This is a genomic window from Pseudomonas sp. PS01298 (genome assembly GCF_029959745.1).
GTDB lineage: Bacteria > Pseudomonadota > Gammaproteobacteria > Pseudomonadales > Pseudomonadaceae > Aquipseudomonas > Aquipseudomonas aylmerensis.
Map to the genome: position 1 here is coordinate 12,586 of NZ_JASCPP010000014.1, position 16,839 is coordinate 29,424.

At 59.8% G+C, this 16,839-nt stretch carries 16 protein-coding genes, 4 tRNA genes and 1 riboswitch; of the genes, 13 read left to right on the forward strand and 7 right to left on the reverse strand.

Annotation, left to right across the window (positions count from 1 at the left end):
* Positions 1-30: 30 nt before the first annotated feature.
* From astB to astE, 3 genes are read left to right on the forward strand one after another with little or no spacing between them, the layout of a single operon-like run.
* Complete coding sequence (gene astB, locus QMX97_RS08135; RefSeq protein WP_065909216.1) at positions 31-1,377, forward strand: N-succinylarginine dihydrolase; 1,347 nt, start codon at positions 31-33, stop codon at positions 1,375-1,377.
* Between the two features lie 38 nt (positions 1,378-1,415).
* Positions 1,416-1,706, forward strand: coding sequence for a hypothetical protein (locus tag QMX97_RS08140; protein ID WP_003214319.1), 291 nt, complete (start codon positions 1,416-1,418; stop codon positions 1,704-1,706).
* 11 nt (positions 1,707-1,717) lie between these two features.
* On the forward strand, positions 1,718-2,722 hold the full coding sequence (gene astE / locus QMX97_RS08145; protein ID WP_282396686.1) for a succinylglutamate desuccinylase: 1,005 nt from the start codon (positions 1,718-1,720) through the stop codon (positions 2,720-2,722).
* Positions 2,723-2,873: 151 nt separating this feature from the next.
* On the opposite strand, the gene QMX97_RS08150 is transcribed toward astE, so the two are convergent.
* Positions 2,874-3,383: a 6,7-dimethyl-8-ribityllumazine synthase gene (locus QMX97_RS08150; RefSeq protein ID WP_003233516.1), complete on the reverse strand. Its 510-nt coding sequence runs from the start codon at positions 3,381-3,383 to the stop codon at positions 2,874-2,876.
* Positions 3,384-3,496: 113 nt separating this feature from the next.
* A riboswitch (FMN riboswitch) is annotated at positions 3,497-3,666 on the reverse strand.
* Between the two features lie 191 nt (positions 3,667-3,857).
* Between QMX97_RS08150 and ltaE the strand changes: the two genes are divergently transcribed.
* The 8 genes from ltaE (at position 3,858) to mgtE (ending at position 11,596) form a co-directional block, all read left to right on the forward strand.
* Positions 3,858-4,862 carry a low-specificity L-threonine aldolase gene (ltaE, locus tag QMX97_RS08155; RefSeq protein WP_106802841.1) on the forward strand — a complete coding sequence of 335 codons (1,005 nt, stop codon included), beginning with the start codon at positions 3,858-3,860 and terminating at the stop codon, positions 4,860-4,862.
* A gap of 146 nt (positions 4,863-5,008) precedes the next feature.
* Positions 5,009-7,627, forward strand: a complete 2,619-nt coding sequence (gene alaS, locus QMX97_RS08160; RefSeq protein ID WP_282396687.1) for an alanine--tRNA ligase — start codon at positions 5,009-5,011, stop codon at positions 7,625-7,627.
* A gap of 95 nt (positions 7,628-7,722) precedes the next feature.
* Positions 7,723-8,964, forward strand: coding sequence for an aspartate kinase (locus tag QMX97_RS08165; RefSeq protein ID WP_065909223.1), 1,242 nt, complete (start codon positions 7,723-7,725; stop codon positions 8,962-8,964).
* A 174-nt stretch (positions 8,965-9,138) separates the two neighbouring features.
* A complete protein-coding gene (gene csrA / locus QMX97_RS08170) occupies positions 9,139-9,327 on the forward strand; it encodes a carbon storage regulator CsrA (protein ID WP_003175645.1) in 189 nt (62 codons plus the stop codon).
* Positions 9,328-9,389: 62 nt separating this feature from the next.
* Positions 9,390-9,480 (forward strand) — tRNA-Ser (locus tag QMX97_RS08175).
* Positions 9,481-9,588: 108 nt separating this feature from the next.
* Positions 9,589-9,665 (forward strand) — tRNA-Arg (locus QMX97_RS08180).
* 72 nt (positions 9,666-9,737) lie between these two features.
* A tRNA-Arg gene (locus QMX97_RS08185) sits at positions 9,738-9,814 on the forward strand.
* Between the two features lie 339 nt (positions 9,815-10,153).
* Positions 10,154-11,596, forward strand: a complete 1,443-nt coding sequence (mgtE, locus tag QMX97_RS08190) for a magnesium transporter (RefSeq protein ID WP_106802843.1) — start codon at positions 10,154-10,156, stop codon at positions 11,594-11,596.
* Between the two features lie 152 nt (positions 11,597-11,748).
* Here mgtE and QMX97_RS08195 read toward each other — a convergent pair whose 3' ends face one another.
* From QMX97_RS08195 to QMX97_RS08205, 3 genes are all read right to left on the reverse strand, one after another.
* Positions 11,749-12,075 carry an Arc family DNA-binding protein gene (locus QMX97_RS08195; protein ID WP_003175643.1) on the reverse strand — a complete coding sequence of 109 codons (327 nt, stop codon included), beginning with the start codon at positions 12,073-12,075 and terminating at the stop codon, positions 11,749-11,751.
* Positions 12,076-12,467: 392 nt separating this feature from the next.
* Positions 12,468-12,647, reverse strand: coding sequence for a PA3371 family protein (locus QMX97_RS08200; protein WP_106802844.1), 180 nt, complete (start codon positions 12,645-12,647; stop codon positions 12,468-12,470).
* Positions 12,648-12,658: 11 nt separating this feature from the next.
* Positions 12,659-12,886, reverse strand: coding sequence for a hypothetical protein (locus QMX97_RS08205; RefSeq protein ID WP_065909230.1), 228 nt, complete (start codon positions 12,884-12,886; stop codon positions 12,659-12,661).
* A 326-nt stretch (positions 12,887-13,212) separates the two neighbouring features.
* Here QMX97_RS08205 and QMX97_RS08210 point away from each other — a divergent pair.
* Positions 13,213-13,289, forward strand: a tRNA-Arg gene (locus QMX97_RS08210).
* A gap of 287 nt (positions 13,290-13,576) precedes the next feature.
* Positions 13,577-14,962 carry an MFS transporter gene (locus QMX97_RS08215; RefSeq protein WP_106802847.1) on the forward strand — a complete coding sequence of 462 codons (1,386 nt, stop codon included), beginning with the start codon at positions 13,577-13,579 and terminating at the stop codon, positions 14,960-14,962.
* Positions 14,963-15,018: 56 nt separating this feature from the next.
* Here the strand turns inward: QMX97_RS08215 and QMX97_RS08220 are convergent, their stop codons facing one another.
* From QMX97_RS08220 to flgM, 3 genes are all read right to left on the reverse strand, one after another.
* The gene (locus QMX97_RS08220; RefSeq protein WP_106802848.1) at positions 15,019-15,768 is read right to left on the reverse strand and encodes a flagellar brake protein; all 750 of its coding nucleotides are present in this window, start codon (positions 15,766-15,768) and stop codon (positions 15,019-15,021) included.
* A gap of 96 nt (positions 15,769-15,864) precedes the next feature.
* Positions 15,865-16,335, reverse strand: coding sequence for a flagellar protein FlgN (locus QMX97_RS08225; protein ID WP_065909236.1), 471 nt, complete (start codon positions 16,333-16,335; stop codon positions 15,865-15,867).
* A 48-nt stretch (positions 16,336-16,383) separates the two neighbouring features.
* The gene (flgM, locus tag QMX97_RS08230; protein ID WP_065909237.1) at positions 16,384-16,707 is read right to left on the reverse strand and encodes a flagellar biosynthesis anti-sigma factor FlgM; all 324 of its coding nucleotides are present in this window, start codon (positions 16,705-16,707) and stop codon (positions 16,384-16,386) included.
* Positions 16,708-16,839: the final 132 nt, after the last annotated feature.

A 16,839-nucleotide genomic window follows, 5' to 3' on the forward strand; every position in this document is an offset into this window, starting at 1 on the left:
AAAAATACAGATGTTCGTGGAGCCTCGCCGATGAAATCCTATGAAGTCAATTTTGACGGTCTAGTGGGGCCGACCCATAACTACGGCGGTTTGTCCTACGGCAACGTCGCGTCCCAGAGCAACAGCCAGCAGTCTTCGAACCCGAAGGAAGCGGCGTTGCAGGGCCTGCAGAAAATGAAGGCCCTGATGGACATGGGCTTTGTGCAAGGGGTGCTGGCGCCGCAGGAACGTCCTGACGTGGCCGCCTTGCGCAACCTGGGGTTCAGCGGCACCGACGCCCAGGTTATCCAGCAGGCCGCCAAGCACGCGATGCCGCTGCTGGTCGCCAGTTGCTCGGCGTCGAGCATGTGGGTGGCCAACGCCGCCACCGTCAGCCCGAGCGCCGACACGGCGGATGGCCGCGTGCATTTCACCGCCGCCAACCTCAACTGCAAGTACCACCGCAGCATCGAACACCCGACCACCAGCCGTGTGCTGGGGGCGATGTTTGCCGATGCGCAACACTTCGCCCATCACGCCGCGCTGCCGGCGGTGGCGCAGTTCGGCGACGAAGGCGCGGCCAACCACACGCGTTTCTGCCGTGAGTATGGCGAAGCTGGCGTGGAGTTTTTCGTGTTCGGCCGCAGTGCATTCGACACTCGTTACCCGGCCCCGCAGAAGTACCCGGCGCGCCAGACCCTCGAAGCCTCCCAGGCGGTTGCACGCCTGCACGGCCTGAAGGATGAAGGCGTGGTCTACGCCCAGCAGAACCCGGCGGTGATCGATGCCGGCGTGTTCCACAACGACGTGATCGCGGTGGGTAACGGCGAGGTGCTGTTCTATCACGAGGATGCCTTCCTCAATACCGAGCAGATGCTTGGCGAACTGCAAGGCAAGTTGGGCAAATTGGGCGGCAACTTCCAGTCGGTCTGCGTGCCGCGCGCCCAGGTCAGCGTCGAGGACGCGGTGCGTTCCTACCTGTTCAACAGCCAGTTGCTGACCCGCGCCGACGGTTCGATGCTGCTGATCGTGCCGGAAGAGTGCCGTGCCAACGAACGCGTGTGGCAGTACCTGCAAAACCTCACGGCGTCAGGCGGGCTGATCCGCGAAGTGAAGGTCTTCGACCTCAAGCAGAGCATGCAGAACGGCGGTGGCCCGGCCTGCCTGCGCTTGCGCGTGGCGTTGAACGAAACCGAGCTGGCGGCGGTGAACCCAGGCGTTATCATGACCGCGCCGTTGTACGACACCCTGACCCAATGGGTGAACAAGCACTACCGCGACAGCCTGCGCGAAACCGACCTGGCTGACCCGCAATTGTTGCTGGAGTGCCGGACGGCATTGGATGAACTGACGCAAATCCTTAAACTGGGCGCGGTTTATCCTTTCCAGATCAATTAACGCCACCTTCTTTTACGCCCAATGCCGAGAGCTACTTTATGACCACCGACACCCTGAAACTGATTCTTGAAGACACCGACGGCACCCAGCTGGAAACCTCCTGCACCCGCGTCGCCGTGGTCTGGCAGGGCAAGGAAATCTGGATCCAGCACGACGGCCGTGGCCAACTGCTGATCGGTGTGGACGTGGAAGAAGGCGACGCCGAGTACGCCAACCTGCTGATGCGTCCGCTGGCCACCAACCTGATGAGCCTGCAACTGGAAATGGAACCGGCCGACGTTGAAGGTGATGACGACGATCACGTCCACGGTCCTGGCTGCAACCACTAAGGAAGCTGCGTATGCTCGCCCTCGGCAAACTGCTTGAACTGACCCTCGCCGGTCGTGAACCGGCGCAAAAAATTCAACTGACTGTCGACGGCGTGCAGATGCGCTGGCTCAGCGAGGGCGCGCTCGAAGTGCGTCCACCGCAAGCGAAGGACAACGGCAGCGACCTGCTGCTGTCGTCGGGCATCCATGGCAACGAAACCGCGCCGATCGAACTGCTCGACCGCCTGTTGCATGGCATAGCCCGTGGGGAGATCAAGCCCCGCACCCGTATTCTGTTCCTGTTCGGCAACCCCGAGGCCATGCGTCGCGGTGAGCGTTACCTCGAACTGGACGTCAACCGGCTGTTCAACGGCCGCCATGAGCAAAACATCGGCCCGGAAGCCATGCGTGCTGCCGAGCTTGAGCAACTGGCCCGCAGCTTCTTCAACCAGCCCGGTCGTTCGCGCCTGCATTACGACCTGCACACCGCCATTCGCGGCTCGAAGATCGAGCAGTTTGCCCTGTACCCGTGGAAGGACGGGCGCCAGCATTCACGTCACGAGCTGGCGCGCCTCAACGCTGCCGGCATGCAGGCGGTGCTGCTGCAGAACAAGACTTCGATCACTTTCACCGCATTTACCTACGAGCAGCTGGACGCCGAAGCCTTCACCCTGGAATTGGGCAAGGCGCGGCCGTTCGGGCAGAACCAGGGCGTGGACGTGTCCCGCCTGGAGACGCGCCTGAAGCAGATCATCGAGGGCAATGAGCCCGAGACCGACAGCCTCGACGGCCTGCAGCTGTTCGCGGTGTCGCGCGAAGTGATCAAGCACAGCGATGCCTTCCTGTTGCACTTGCCGGCGGACGTGGAGAACTTTTCGCCGTTGGCGAAGGGGTATCTGCTGGCCGAGGACGTGGCCAAGACTCGTTGGATCATCGAGGAGGAGGGCGCGCGTATCATCTTCCCCAATCCGAAGGTGAAGAATGGTTTGCGGGCAGGGATATTGATTGTGCCGACCACGGATGCGGGCCTGGCCTGATTCCCGCGGCTTGCCGGGATCCAAATGCAGGAGCTGGCTTGCCTGCGATCGGGTTGACTCGGTCCAACTGTTAGACCGAGTTGATCCTATCGCAGGCAAGCCAGCTCCCACACAAGCCCAGCGCTGAGGCTGGGCTGGGCTAGGGTGTGGCTTAGACGGCTACGGCACGCGGCTCGCTGCGACGGATCGCGCGTACTTTGTGCAGGGTGTCGGCGCAGGTACGTGCAGCTTCCTGGCCCTTGTGCACGAAGTGCTCGTAGAAGAAGGTGTGGTGCTCGCTGCCCGCGTGGAAGTGGTGCGGGGTCAGGGAGACCGAGAACACCGGCACTTCGGTTTCCAGCTGCACTTGCATCAGGCCGCTGACCACTGACTGGGCGACGAACTCGTGACGGTAGATGCCGCCGTCCACCACCAGCGCAGCGGCAACGATACCGGCGTAGCGGCCGGTCTTGGCCAGCAGCTTGGCGTGCAGGGGCATTTCAAAGGCGCCGCCGACTTCGAAGAAATCGATATCCGATTCCTGGTAGCCCTGGGCGATCATTTCGGCGAGGAAGCCTTTGCGCGATTGGTCGACAATATCCTTGTGCCAGCAGGCCTGGATAAACGCGACGCGCTCGCCGTGATGGTTTTTGCTTTTGCTGTCGATTGCGGTGGGTTGCATGTTCTGACTCCTGTTTAAGAAAAAAACAGGGCGTTATGAATCGAATGGGATTTAAGGGTACGGACGGCTGCGGCATGCAGGCATGCGGTCAGCGTTCGGCCCTCAGGTGCCAATCCCGTTCTCTCTTCATCCGGACTATGACCGTCGGCCCCGGGATCACACCGGGTCTGCTGACCTTGTCGCCGTCCTGCGTGAGCAGTTCGAGGCGCCAAGCGCTCGCGGGCTATGCACATTGCGTGCAATTACCGCCGGTGGGGAATTGCACCCCGCCCTGAGAACGTCGCCGCCAGAACCCTGGCGGCGGAGAGTTTTTAACATGGTTTTTCAGAAACTGCACGATTGCCGTGTCGATAAGCTATATCGGTTTGTTTGGTTGGTATTCGATTGAAGATGCATGGGGCTTGATATTCCGCGGCTTTGCCCGCAGTAATCATCCACAAAAGGAACTTACTCAACCCTTGAGAGGCGTGCTTCATGTCTGTGATCGACCTGCGCAGCGACACCGTGACCCAACCCACCCCCGGCATGCTCGACGCGATGGCCCATGCCGTCAGTGGCGACGACGTCTACGGTGAAGACCCCAGCGTCAATCGCCTGGAAGCCGAACTGGCCAAGCGCCTGGGGTTTGCCGCGGCGTTGTTCGTGCCCACCGGCACCATGAGCAACCTGCTGGCGTTGATGGCCCACTGTGAACGCGGCGAGGAATACATCGTCGGTCAGCAGGCCCACACCTACAAATACGAAGGCGGTGGCGCCGCCGTGCTCGGTTCGATCCAGCCGCAGCCGCTGGAAGTGCAGGCGGACGGCTCGCTGGACCTTGCCCAGGTGCTGGAAGCGATCAAGCCCGACGATTTCCACTTCGCGCGCACCCGGCTGTTGGCCTTGGAAAACACCATGCAAGGCAAGGTGCTGCCGCTGGCGTACCTGGCGAAAGCGCGGGCGTTTACCCGCGAACACGGCCTGGCGCTGCATCTGGACGGCGCGCGCCTGTACAACGCGGCCGTCAAGCTTGGGGTGGATGCGCGCGAGATCGCCCAGCATTTCGATTCGGTGTCGGTGTGCCTGTCCAAGGGCCTTGGCGCGCCGATCGGCTCGGTGTTGTGCGGTTCCACGGCGCTGATCGCCAAGGCCCGGCGCCTGCGCAAGATGGTCGGCGGCGGCATGCGCCAGGCCGGCTCACTGGCGGCGGCAGGGCTGTATGCCCTGGATCACCAGGTAGAACGCCTGGCCGACGACCACGCCAATGCCCAGTGGCTGGGAGAGGCGTTGCGCAACGCCGGTTACGCAGTGGAGCCGGTGCAGACCAACATGGTCTACGTGCAGATCGGCGATCGCGCCCAGGCCTTGAAGGCGTTTGCCGCCGAGCGCGGGATCAAATTGAGCGCCGCACCGCGCTTGCGTATGGTCACGCACCTGGACGTCAGCCGGGCGCAGATCGAGCAAGTGCTGGAGACATTCGTCGAATTCTCACGCAAATGACCGTGCAGACCGTCTAATTGAGCCGCTCTATCGCATAAACACGCTGTACCACCGGCAAAGGGCCGATATAATGCGGCCCTTTGCCGTCGCTTCGTCTGATGATGTTGCGCACTGGCCTTTGGCCGCAGCCTCCGTGGAAGAACCTAATGAAAAGCGCAGAAATCCGTGAAGCCTTCCTTCGCTTCTTCGAAGAGCAAGGTCACACCCGTGTCGCCTCCAGCTCCTTGATCCCAGGCAATGACCCCACCCTGCTGTTCACTAACGCGGGGATGAACCAGTTCAAGGACTGCTTCCTGGGCCAGGAAAAGCGCGCCTACACCCGCGCCGTCAGCAGCCAGAAGTGCGTGCGCGCCGGTGGTAAGCACAACGACCTGGAAAACGTCGGCTACACCGCCCGTCACCACACCTTTTTCGAAATGCTCGGCAACTTCAGCTTTGGCGATTATTTCAAGCAAGACGCGATCAACTTCGCCTGGACCTTCCTCACCGGCGTGCTGAAACTTCCGAAGGAAAAGCTCTGGGTGACCGTCTACGCCAGCGATGACGAAGCCTACGACATCTGGACCAAGGAAGTCGGCGTGCCGGCCGAGCGCATGGTGCGTATCGGCGACAACAAAGGCGCACCGTACGCCTCCGACAACTTCTGGACCATGGGCGATACCGGCCCGTGCGGCCCCTGCACCGAGATCTTCTACGACCACGGCGCCGACATCTGGGGTGGCCCACCGGGCTCGCCAGAAGAAGATGGCGACCGTTACATCGAGATCTGGAACAACGTGTTCATGCAGTTCAACCGCACCGCCGACGGCGTGTTGCATCCGCTGCCAGCGCCGTCGGTAGACACCGGCATGGGCCTGGAGCGGATCAGTGCGGTGATGCAGCACGTTCATTCCAACTACGAAATCGACCTGTTCCAGAGCCTGCTGGCGGCTGCCGCCAAGGCGATCGGTTGCGCCAATGAAGAGCAGGCATCGCTCAAAGTGGTGGCTGACCATATCCGTTCCTGCGGCTTCCTGATTGCCGACGGCGTGCTGCCGTCCAACGAAGGCCGTGGCTACGTGCTGCGTCGCATCATTCGTCGCGCCTGCCGTCACGGCAACAAGTTGGGCGCCAGCGGCAGCTTCTTCTATCAGATCGTCGCGGCCCTGGTCGCCGAGATGGGCGATGCGTTCCCGGAACTCAAGCAGAACCAGGCGCACATCGAGCGCGTGCTCAAGGCCGAAGAAGAGCAATTCGCCAAGACCCTGGAGCAGGGCCTGAAAATCCTCGAGCAAGACCTCGCCAACCTGCAGGGCACCGTGGTGCCGGGCGACGTGGTGTTCAAGCTCTACGACACCTACGGTTTCCCGATGGACCTGACCGGCGACATCGCCCGTGAGCGCAACCTGACCCTCGACGAGGCAGGTTTCGAGCGCGAGATGGAAGCCCAGCGTGTGCGTGCACGTTCCGCCAGCTCGTTCGGCATGGACTACAACAGCCTGGTCAAGGTTGACGTGGCCACCGAATTCACCGGCTACAAGGCCACCAGTGGCGCGGCCAAAGTGGTTGCCCTCTATAAGGAAGGCCAGTCGGTCGACGTGTTGAATGAAGGTGACGAGGGCGTGGTCGTGCTCGACCAGACGCCGTTCTACGCCGAATCCGGTGGCCAGATTGGCGACTGCGGTTTCCTCAACGCTGCGAACGGCCGTTTTGACGTGCGTGACACCACCAAGACTGGCGGCGCCTTCCTGCACCACGGTGTACTGGCCTCGGGCAACCTGACCGTCGGTGCGCCGGTGGAGGCCCAGGTGGACGCCGACGTGCGCCACGCGACTTCGTTGAACCACTCGGCGACTCACCTGCTGCACGCCGCGCTGCGCCAGGTATTGGGCGAGCACGTTCAGCAGAAGGGCTCGCTGGTCGACAGTCAGCGCCTGCGCTTCGACTTCAGCCACTTTGAAGCGATCAAGCCTGAGCAGATCAAGGCCCTGGAAGACATCGTCAACGCCGAGATTCGCAAGAACAGCCCGGTGGAAACCGAAGAAACCGACATTGAGACCGCCAAGGCCAAGGGCGCCATGGCGCTGTTTGGCGAGAAGTACGGCGACAACGTGCGCGTGCTGAGCATGGGCGGCAGTTTCTCGGTGGAACTGTGTGGCGGTATCCACGCCAACCGTACCGGCGACATCGGCCTGCTGAAAATTATCAGCGAAGGCGGCGTGGCCTCGGGCGTGCGGCGCATCGAGGCGGTAACCGGTGCTGCGGCCCTGGCCTACCTCAATGCGGCTGAAGAACAACTCAAGGAAGCGGCCACCCTGGTCAAGGGCAGCCGCGACAACCTGATCGACAAGCTGTCCGCCGTGCTGGAGCGCAACCGTGCGCTGGAGAAACAGCTGGAGCAGTTGCAGGCCAAGGCCGCCAGTGCTGCGGGCGACGATCTGTCGGCCGCTGCCGTGGACGTCAAGGATGTGAAAGTGCTGGCCGCACGCCTGGACGGTCAGGACGGCAAGGCGCTGTTGGCGCTGGTCGATCAGTTGAAGAACAAGCTCGGCCGCGCAGTGATCCTGCTCGGCAGTGTCCATGAGGATAAGGTCGTTCTGGTTGCCGGTGTAACCAAGGACCTGACTGGCCAACTCAAGGCCGGTGATTTGATGAAGCAAGCCGCCGCGGCAGTGGGCGGGAAGGGCGGTGGTCGTCCGGACATGGCGCAAGGCGGTGGTGTAGACGCCGGTGCCCTGGACGCGGCCCTGGCCCTGACCGTGCCGTTTGTCGAGGCAGGTATTTAAGGCGCTGTTAACCCGCTCGTGGTCTAGTCGCGGGCGGGTGCAGTGCGGATGGATTGGATAATAGGCGCCCCTTTACGGGCTGAGGCGGCTTGGAAATGGCTTTGATCGTACAGAAATTTGGAGGCACCTCGGTCGGCTCTGTCGAAAGAATCGAGCAGGTGGCCGACAAGGTTAAGAAATTCCGCGACGCCGGCGATGACCTGGTGGTGGTGCTGTCGGCCATGAGCGGCGAGACCAATCGCCTGATCGATCTGGCCAAGGCAATCAGCGGCGACCAGCAACCGCTGCCGCGTGAGCTGGATGTGATCGTGTCCACCGGCGAGCAGGTGACCATTGCCCTGTTGGCCATGGCGCTGAACAAGCGTGGCGTGCCAGCGGTGTCCTACACGGGCAGCCAGGTGCGCATCCTCACCGACAGCGCGCACACCAAGGCGCGCATCCTGCAGATTGACGATCAGAAAATCCGCAGTGATCTGAAAGCCGGCCGCGTGGTAGTTGTAGCGGGCTTCCAGGGTGTGGACGAGCAGGGCAACATCACCACCCTCGGGCGTGGCGGTTCGGACACTACCGGCGTGGCGCTGGCAGCGGCCCTGAAGGCCGATGAGTGCCAGATCTACACCGATGTGGACGGCGTCTATACCACCGACCCGCGTGTGGTGTCCGTGGCCCAGCGCCTGGACAAGATTACCTTCGAAGAGATGCTGGAAATGGCCAGCCTCGGTTCCAAGGTGCTGCAGATCCGTGCGGTGGAATTCGCCGGCAAGTACAACGTTCCGCTGCGCGTATTGCACAGCTTCAAAGAGGGTCCGGGCACCCTCATTACTATTGATGAAGAGGAATCCATGGAACAGCCGATCATTTCCGGCATCGCTTTCAACCGCGATGAAGCCAAGCTGACGATCCGTGGCGTGCCAGACACCCCGGGCGTGGCATTCAAGATCCTGGGCCCTATCAGCGGCGCGAACATTGAAGTCGACATGATCGTGCAGAACGTTTCGCACGATAACACCACCGATTTCACGTTCACCGTGCACCGCAACGAGTACGATGCGGCGGAGCGGATCCTGCAGAACACGGCCAAAGAGATTGGCGCTCGCGAAGTGGTTGGCGATACCAAGATTGCCAAGGTGTCGATCGTGGGCGTGGGCATGCGTTCCCATGCCGGCGTTGCCAGCCGCATGTTCGAGGCCCTGGCCAAGGAAAGCATCAACATCCAGATGATCTCCACCTCGGAAATCAAAGTCTCGGTGGTGATCGAAGAGAAGTACCTGGAACTGGCTGTACGCGCGCTGCACACCGCTTTTGAGCTGGATGCTCCGGCCCGACAGGGCGAGTGATGCAATGCCAGGAAGGCGCGGTTACCGCGCCTTTCATTTTTTTGTAGGGCGCATGGTCTTTTGTGTGCGCTCGACAATACTTAGGTCGTTAGGGCTATGACTGTCAGGTCGTAGGTCGAACGCCTTTTTTTTGCAGACTGTTGTTCCTGAACTGAAATGCGTGAGGAGAAAGGTATGCTGATTCTGACTCGTCGGTGCGCAGAAAGCCTGATTATCGGTGATGGCGAAATCACCGTGACCGTGCTCGGCGTCAAAGGCAATCAAGTGCGTATCGGGGTTAACGCTCCGAAAGAGGTCGCGGTACACCGCGAGGAAATTTACCTGCGGATCAAGAAAGAGAAGGACGAAGAACCAAGCCTTTAATTTTTATCGTTTTTTATGTTTGCAAACGGGGATGAACGTGGTTAATATACGCCCCGTGTTGCGGAGAGCTGGCCGAGTGGCCGAAGGCGCTCCCCTGCTAAGGGAGTACACCTCAAAAGGGTGTCGGGGGTTCGAATCCCCCGTTCTCCGCCATTATTTGCTTAGTACGTTGCAATCTGGTTTTTTCGCTAAGTTGTTGAAACTAAACGAAAAAATAGCTTTACATAGAGATTGAACGGCCTATAATGCGCGGCAACAAATGCACTCGTAGCTCAGCTGGATAGAGTACTCGGCTACGAACCGAGCGGTCACAGGTTCGAATCCTGTCGAGTGCACCATTTAAGAGTTAGTTGCAGTAATGCAGGTAGCTCGGCTTCAACCAGTTGTGATCTGGTCTAAAAACACAATCTGCACTCGTAGCTCAGCTGGATAGAGTACTCGGCTACGAACCGAGCGGTCACAGGTTCGAATCCTGTCGAGTGCACCATACAAACAAAAAGCCCGCCTAGTGCGGGCTTTTTGCCGTCTGGGATTTGTGTCGGATTTTATCTTTTTCTGCTGCTTCCTGTGTTTTCCTTCCGGGCTGCGTCGTCGCAGTTCATAGATGCGGCCAATGCTCAGCTTTGGCTCGCAAGCGCTTGTTCTTTCCAGTTTTTTAACGTTAAAAGCGAGCGCACGGTGTATCATTGCGCCCGTCAGCCCCGCCGGGGCTTGTGGAATACCTCCATGGACTTACCCAGTAGTTACTCAGTACCCCGTTTTACCAATCATGAATTGACTGATTGATCCTTCCGGCGTGCCCCGCTGCTGGGAGTGGAGTTCGCCTATGACCGAAGTAGAAGTAAAGAAAACTCAAGAAAGCCTGCAGGATCGCCTGGCTCAAGTCATCGAGCTGCTGCAGCGCCAGCGTGTGGTCGAAGAACTCACGCACCGCCAGGATGGCCCGAATCGCGACCGCGTTGAAAACCTGGTTCACCGGCAAAACCTCGTCGAGCTGCAACGCAAGCTCGATGACCTGCACTCCGCCGACGTCGCCTATATTCTCGAAGCCTTGCCACTGGATGATCGACTGACCCTCTGGCAGTTGGTCAAGGCCGACCGCGACGGCGACATCCTGCTTGAAGTCTCCGACTCGGTCCGTGAAACCCTGATCGCCGACATGGACGATCACGAGCTCCTGGCTGCGGCCAAGGAGATGGACGCTGATGAGTTGGCCGACCTGGCCCCTGAGCTGCCCCGTGATGTTGTCCATGAGCTGATGGAAGCCCTCGATGGCCAGCAGCGTGAGCGTGTGCGCTCCGCGTTGTCCTATGACGAGGATCAGGTCGGTGCCCTGATGGACTTCGAGATGGTCACCATCCGCGAAGACGTCAGCCTGGAGGTCGTCCTGCGCTACCTGCGCCGTTTGAAAGAGTTGCCCGGCCATACCGACAAATTGTTTGTGGTCGACTACGAAGGCATTCTCAAGGGCGTGTTGCCGATCAAGCGCCTGCTGGTCAACGACCCCGAGAAGAAAGTTGCCGATGTGATGGCCAGCGACCCGGTGAGTTTTCACCCGGACGAAGACGCCTATGACGCCGCGCAGGCGTTCGAGCGTTATGACTTGATCTCCGCTCCAGTGGTCGACAAGAACGGCAAGCTGATCGGCCGTCTGACCATCGATGAAATGGTCGACCTGATTCGTGAAGAGAGCGAAACCGAAGTCCTCAACATGGCGGGTCTGCGTGAAGAGGAAGACATTTTTGCGTCAGTCTGGCGTTCGTTGCGCAACCGCTGGGCCTGGCTGGCCGTCAACCTGATCACGGCCTTCATCGCGTCGCGGGTGATCGGGCTGTTTGAGGGCTCTATCGAGAAGCTGGTGGCTTTGGCGGCATTGATGCCGATCGTGGCGGGGATTGGTGGCAACTCCGGCAACCAGACCATCACCATGATCGTACGCGCCATGGCGCTCGACCAGGTCAATACCGGTAACACCTCGCGGCTGATGCGCAAGGAGCTGGCCGTGGCGCTGATCAACGGCGTGGTGTGGGGCGGCGTGATCGGTATCGTCGCTTACTTGCTGTATGGCAGTTGGTCACTGGGCGTGGTGATGACTGCTGCCATGACTCTCAACCTGCTGCTGGCTGCGTTGATGGGGGTGTTGATCCCCATGACCCTGGCGCGCCTGGGGCGCGACCCTGCGATGGGTGCCAGCGTGATGATTACCGCCATGACCGACAGTGGTGGCTTCTTCATCTTCCTGGGTCTGGCGACAATCTTCCTGCTCTGATCCTCCACGGCAAGCCAGTTCCTCTTTAGGAGCTGACTTGCCAGCGTTGCCTTCACAGGCCGCCTCGCCTGGATCGCCACCAAGCGGGCTCCTGCACAAATTCCAGGCAAAAAAAAGCCAGCACATGGCTGGCTTCGGCTTTCATTTGTAACTTAATTGGCTTCTGCGGCCGCCTCAACGTCGTGCGCGATAAGCGAGACGAGAGCATTTTGCTGGCGGTGGGAGAGCTGACGAAAACGCTGCAGCAGTTCGCGTTCGTGCAGCGACAGCTCGGGGCTGTCCAGGCGCATGCTCAACTCGTCGCCCAACGCACCTTCCTGAATGAGGCTCTGTTCCAGGCGCGCGATGATTTCGGAGTTCATGCTGCGGTGATGATTGCGAGCCACCTCGGCAATGCGTTCCCGCATTCCGTCTGGCAGACGTACGACGAACTTGTCAGCCGTACGGCTGGAATAAATTGCCTGTTTCAATGGGCGCATATATTTAACCGGTTAGTTCAGGGGAGCGGTTTTTGGAATTGGCCGCAAGATGAGTGTTAAGACAAGACTCACGACCAAAGTTCAACCCTAATTGCAAAGAGGCCGCATCATGCCTCAGATTTGACATTTCCTTGGCGTCAATTCTGTGACAAATATTGAACTGCCTAAAGGCTTTATGCCAGCACTCATTTGCATTTTTGCGGACTGGTTGGAAAACTTCTGCACGAGTGATCCCGCCAGGGAACTTCCCGTAAGTCCAGGCCACCACAGGGTTTAAGGCCGCACATCGTATAGCAAAGTGGCCTTTTGCCCTTATCTTTAAGACTAGTGGCAATTTGCCGATTTACTAGGACGAGGCGACATAAGGTAGGCGGGGGTGATGCGAGAGGGGGTTAGCGTAGCACCGGGTCAAACTTGATTTTGCGGCCGACGATGAGCGTCAGCAGCAGCAGGCTTGCGCAGATGCCAGCCGCAACAAAGGCGGTGGTTTGCCCGTCCTGGGACTCGGCACCCAGACCCAGGATGCCAGTGGCGACGGTCAAGCACAGGAACAGCCAGGCAGATTTGGTCATCAGTTGTTTCCTCAGAAAACCCAGTGTTCGGAGGCAGGCGCCGCTTGGGTGCCTTGGGTCAGGCGCACTGGCGATTGCGCGTTGGGTGTCATCACCGCCAATTGCGGACGTTGCTGCAGATGGTGTGGCACCGCCTGGCTGATCTGGGCCGGGTCGTTGCTGCCGGTCGATTGAAAATGAAACATCACCAGTGCAGCCAGGGCAACGGTGTTGAGGGCTAACAGAAGGGCACTGTTCATGGTCATGTTCTCCGCTTAACGCCGTGGCTGAAGGGGTTTATAGGAGAAGTATTGCAGGTCTCGTGCCAATCTATTATTTCAATAAAATCAATGGCTTGAGTCTACTTTAAAACGCTGAAAGGTTGCAATTTGCAATGCTGGCATTTTGAGGGAGTGCATTTTGCACGATGGCGCCCAAGTGCCCGTGTTTACGGGCCGAAACTGCATTGCGCCAGGCAAGGATTGGCCTACATTCAAAAAGCCAACGGACGACATGACAAAACCTACCTCGGCCGTTAACATGCACGCCGTCCGTCGCAGCGCCCCTGGCCTGATGGATGTCATTGGTCCCAGTAGCTCAATTGGATAGAGCATCCCCCTCCTAAGGGGAAGGTTGGCCGTTCGAACCGGCCCTGGGACACCAGATTCGCAGTTCACAAACAAGCCCCGTACAGCACCTGCTGGCGGGGCTTTTTTGTGCGCGCCGGGGCTTTTCACACTTGAGTCGAACCTTGCCGCCGATCGAGGTTCACAGCAGGTGCCGCCGGCTATTTTTCGCAACGCTGTACCTTGCATACCCTCCGGCAGCGTCTGAACCGTGAAGCAAAATAATCCCCGGAAACAGCGCCTTTCGCCTGTCCGGAACCTGCAACCCCGGACTATCATGCCGATAGCCCTGTCTCTTACCGCAAGGAGCCGCTCGGAACGCCGATGCGCCAGATCTGGAAATCTTTTCGAGCCCTTTATTTCGCCTCCTTGATGATGCTGATCGGCTCCGGCCTGCTCAGTACTTACCTGGCCCTGCGCCTGGCGGCCGACCATGTCGACAGCCTGTGGGTGGGTGCGTTGATGGCAGCCAACTACTTTGGCCTGGTGCTGGGCGGCAAGATCGGGCATCGCCTGATTGGCCGGGTCGGGCATATCCGTGCCTATGCCACCTGTGCCGGGATCGTTGGGGCGGCGGTGCTGGGCCATGGCTTGATCGATTGGCTGCCGGCCTGGATCGTGCTGCGTACGATCGTGGGCCTGGGGATGATGTGCCAGTACATGGTCATCGAGAGCTGGCTCAACGAGCAGGCGGACGCCAAGCAGCGTGGCGTGGTGTTCAGCGGCTATATGATCGCGTCGTATCTGGGGCTGGTCCTCGGTCAACTGATCCTGGTCATGCACCCGCAGCTCGGCCTCGAATTGCTGATGCTGGTCGCGCTGTGTTTTGCCTTGTGCCTGGTGCCGGTGGCCATGACTCGCCGCATTCACCCGGCGCCCCTGCATCCGGCGCCGATGGAGCCGCGCTTCTTTATCAAGCGCGTGCCGCAGTCGCTGAGTACCGTGCTCGGCGCCGGGTTGATCGTCGGTTCGTTCTACGGCCTGGCGCCGCTCTATGCCTCTCAGCAAGGGCTGACGACAGAGCAGGTGGGCCTGTTCATGGGTAGCTGCATTTTTGCCGGCCTGGTGGTGCAGTGGCCGCTGGGTTGGCTGTCGGACCGCTACGACCGCGCGCTGTTGATCCGTTGCTTTGCGTTGTGCCTGGCGGTGGCGGCGTTGCCCTTGGCGGTAATGACCCAGGTGCCGCTGGAAGTGCTGTTCGTGGCAGGCTTCGTGTGTTCCCTGGTGCAGTTCTGCCTGTACCCGCTGGCCGTGGCGTTCTCCAATGACCATGTGGAAGGCGATCGTCGCGTGTCGCTCACCGCCATGTTGCTGGTGACCTACGGCGTCGGCGCCAGTGTCGGGCCGCTGCTGGCGGGTGTGGTGATGAAGATGTTCGGCAGCCACATGCTGTACGCGTTTTTCAGCCTGTGTGCGCTGATCCTGGTATGGCGTATCCGGCCGAAAGCCGTGACCAACCTGCACCAGGTGGACGACGCACCCTTGCACCACGTGGCGATGCCCGACAGCATGTCCAGCTCGCCATTGGTGGCTGCCCTTGATCCGCGGGTGGATGAGCAAGTGGTGCAGGAGCAGATGCAGGTATCCGTACCTGAACCAGAGCCTGAAATCGAGCCCGAGTCTCCCGCTGATGAGCCGGTGGTCGAGGCGCCAGTCGATCCGCTCGACCCGGACGAGCATCCCCATGATTTGAGCAGGGCACGCCCCTGAAAACAAAAAACGGGCAGATCCCCTCAGGATCTGCCCGTTTTTTATGACGCCAAGCTTTAAAAATCGTCGTCTTTATCGAAGCGGCGTGCTTCGCGTTGCAGCTGGTAGACGAAACGCTCGACCTGGCGCTGCACCAAGCCACTCATGTTGTGGAAGCGCACGCCGGCGAAGGTGGTGTTGATCTTCTCTTCGAAGTGCAGGTAACGCAGCTCGACCGAGGTGGTCATGCTGCCAAAGGGCAGGGCGGCGATGAAGCGGTCGTAGACCTGGCCCAGTTGCAGGCGCTCGGAAATATCGCCTTCAAAGCGCAGTTTGCAGCCGGTGGCGGAAATATCCAGCAATTTGCCACTGATCGGCGCCTTGAGTTTCTCGCCGCCCAGTTCGATGTTGACCAGTTGAGCCAGCTTCAAGGCGGCCCGGAAAGCATTGCGACGCTGATGGTAAACCACCTCGTCGGGCAAGCTGCCGGTGTAGATGCGGTGGCCGTCCTTTTCGCTGATGCTCATGGCGCCGTTGCTTTCCCACGCAACGCGCACGCCGTCGTGGAAGCCTTCGATGCGGAACGGCTCACCGTTTTCAAGGTGGCGTTCGCCGTCACGCGGGATCATTTCATCCAGGGCCAGGGTGCCGCCCTCGCGGTCGACATCCACCAGGTAACTCTGGAAGCGTTGGCTGCGTTCGTGGAAGGTGATGATCAGCGGGTCATGGCTTTCTTGCAGCATCCGCAAGGTGCCGGCGATTTCCAGAGGCGTGGTGAGGACCTTGGGTGGCTGCGGGGCATCTTCCGCATTAAGGGCGTTGAACACGGTTCTTCCATCTCCAGACAAAATACGACTACACGCAAGAGCAGGCATTTTGCCAGTATGTGGCGCGACTTGGATAGGCCGCGCGGTAAACGGGCATCAGGCTTGGCTGCGGGTGCTTGGCTTGACCAGGCGCGAGGTGGATCCCTGGGCGTTGTAAAGCGCCGGAGGCTCACCGCCGTGAAGTATACGCAACTGGTTGGCGGTCGTAGCTTGCTGAAGCTGGATCGACTGACCGTTGAGCAGGTTGGCTTCCTGGCACTGGGCGAGCAATTGATTGAGTTCTTTGCTCTGGGCCAGCAATTGATCGCCGACCGAGGAGTGGCTGGCCAATTGTGCCAGGCCATCATGGTCTGCCGGCAGGCCGAGGCTGATGAGGATTTCGCTGCGTTTTTTGCCGTGCTGTTCCAGCAGGACAATCAGCGATTGTTTGCGCGCCAGAATTTCTTCCAGCAAGGGCATGTCCCGGCCGAAGAGTGCCAGGGATTCTTCTTTCAGCAGCTCGAGCAAGTGTTGCGTCGGCGCTAGATCATCAATGATCAGTTGAAGCAAATGTTCGTCGTGATGCATGGCTGGCCTTGGGGTTTAAGCGTCCAAAAGCCCGGCGCAGGCCTGTGCCTAGCGCTCGGCTTCGAAATTAAGCAGCTTGCTGGCTACACGGTTGCTGTCGACTTTATAGCTGCCATCGGCGATTGCCTGTTTCAATTCGGCCACACGGGCTTTATTGACTACCGGTTGATCGCGCAGCGAGTCAGTGACCTTCTGCAACTGTTGAGCCTCATTGCTCAGGTGTACGGATTCCCCGCTCTGGCTGGCGCTCGCCTGCTCTGCCTTCGCGGGCAGTGGCTGGGCCTTGGCTTCTACGCTGTCCTTGGTACCGCTGGTACGCGTAGGGCCTGACGTTGCCGGGGTGTTATTCAAACGACTGAAATCGATGACCATGATAAAAAACCTCTGGGTATTTGGACGCTTGCCATGTTTTCGGCCATACCCGGACAAACTTTAGGCGCAATTGACAATAAACTGCACAGGCCGGCACCCAACCCACAGTGTAGGAAAAGCCGGCGTCCGATA

Bases quoted from the DNA above. Each gene is read 5' to 3' on its own strand.
- alaS (WP_282396687.1), top strand. From the start codon at position 5,009: ATGAAAAGCGCAGAAATCCGTGAAGCCTTCCTTCGCTTCTTCGAAGAG.
- QMX97_RS08140 (WP_003214319.1), top strand. From the start codon at position 1,416: ATGACCACCGACACCCTGAAACTGATTCTTGAAGACACCGACGGCACC.
- QMX97_RS08215 (WP_106802847.1), top strand. From the start codon at position 13,577: ATGCGCCAGATCTGGAAATCTTTTCGAGCCCTTTATTTCGCCTCCTTG.
- QMX97_RS08165 (WP_065909223.1), top strand. From the start codon at position 7,723: ATGGCTTTGATCGTACAGAAATTTGGAGGCACCTCGGTCGGCTCTGTC.
- astE (WP_282396686.1), top strand. From the start codon at position 1,718: ATGCTCGCCCTCGGCAAACTGCTTGAACTGACCCTCGCCGGTCGTGAA.
- QMX97_RS08200 (WP_106802844.1), bottom strand. From the start codon at position 12,647: ATGACCAAATCTGCCTGGCTGTTCCTGTGCTTGACCGTCGCCACTGGC.
- astB (WP_065909216.1), top strand. From the start codon at position 31: ATGAAATCCTATGAAGTCAATTTTGACGGTCTAGTGGGGCCGACCCAT.
- QMX97_RS08225 (WP_065909236.1), bottom strand. From the start codon at position 16,335: ATGCATCACGACGAACATTTGCTTCAACTGATCATTGATGATCTAGCG.
- mgtE (WP_106802843.1), top strand. From the start codon at position 10,154: ATGACCGAAGTAGAAGTAAAGAAAACTCAAGAAAGCCTGCAGGATCGC.
- QMX97_RS08150 (WP_003233516.1), bottom strand. From the start codon at position 3,383: ATGCAACCCACCGCAATCGACAGCAAAAGCAAAAACCATCACGGCGAG.
- ltaE (WP_106802841.1), top strand. From the start codon at position 3,858: ATGTCTGTGATCGACCTGCGCAGCGACACCGTGACCCAACCCACCCCC.
- QMX97_RS08195 (WP_003175643.1), bottom strand. From the start codon at position 12,075: ATGCGCCCATTGAAACAGGCAATTTATTCCAGCCGTACGGCTGACAAG.
- csrA (WP_003175645.1), top strand. From the start codon at position 9,139: ATGCTGATTCTGACTCGTCGGTGCGCAGAAAGCCTGATTATCGGTGAT.
- flgM (WP_065909237.1), bottom strand. From the start codon at position 16,707: ATGGTCATCGATTTCAGTCGTTTGAATAACACCCCGGCAACGTCAGGC.
- QMX97_RS08205 (WP_065909230.1), bottom strand. From the start codon at position 12,886: ATGAACAGTGCCCTTCTGTTAGCCCTCAACACCGTTGCCCTGGCTGCA.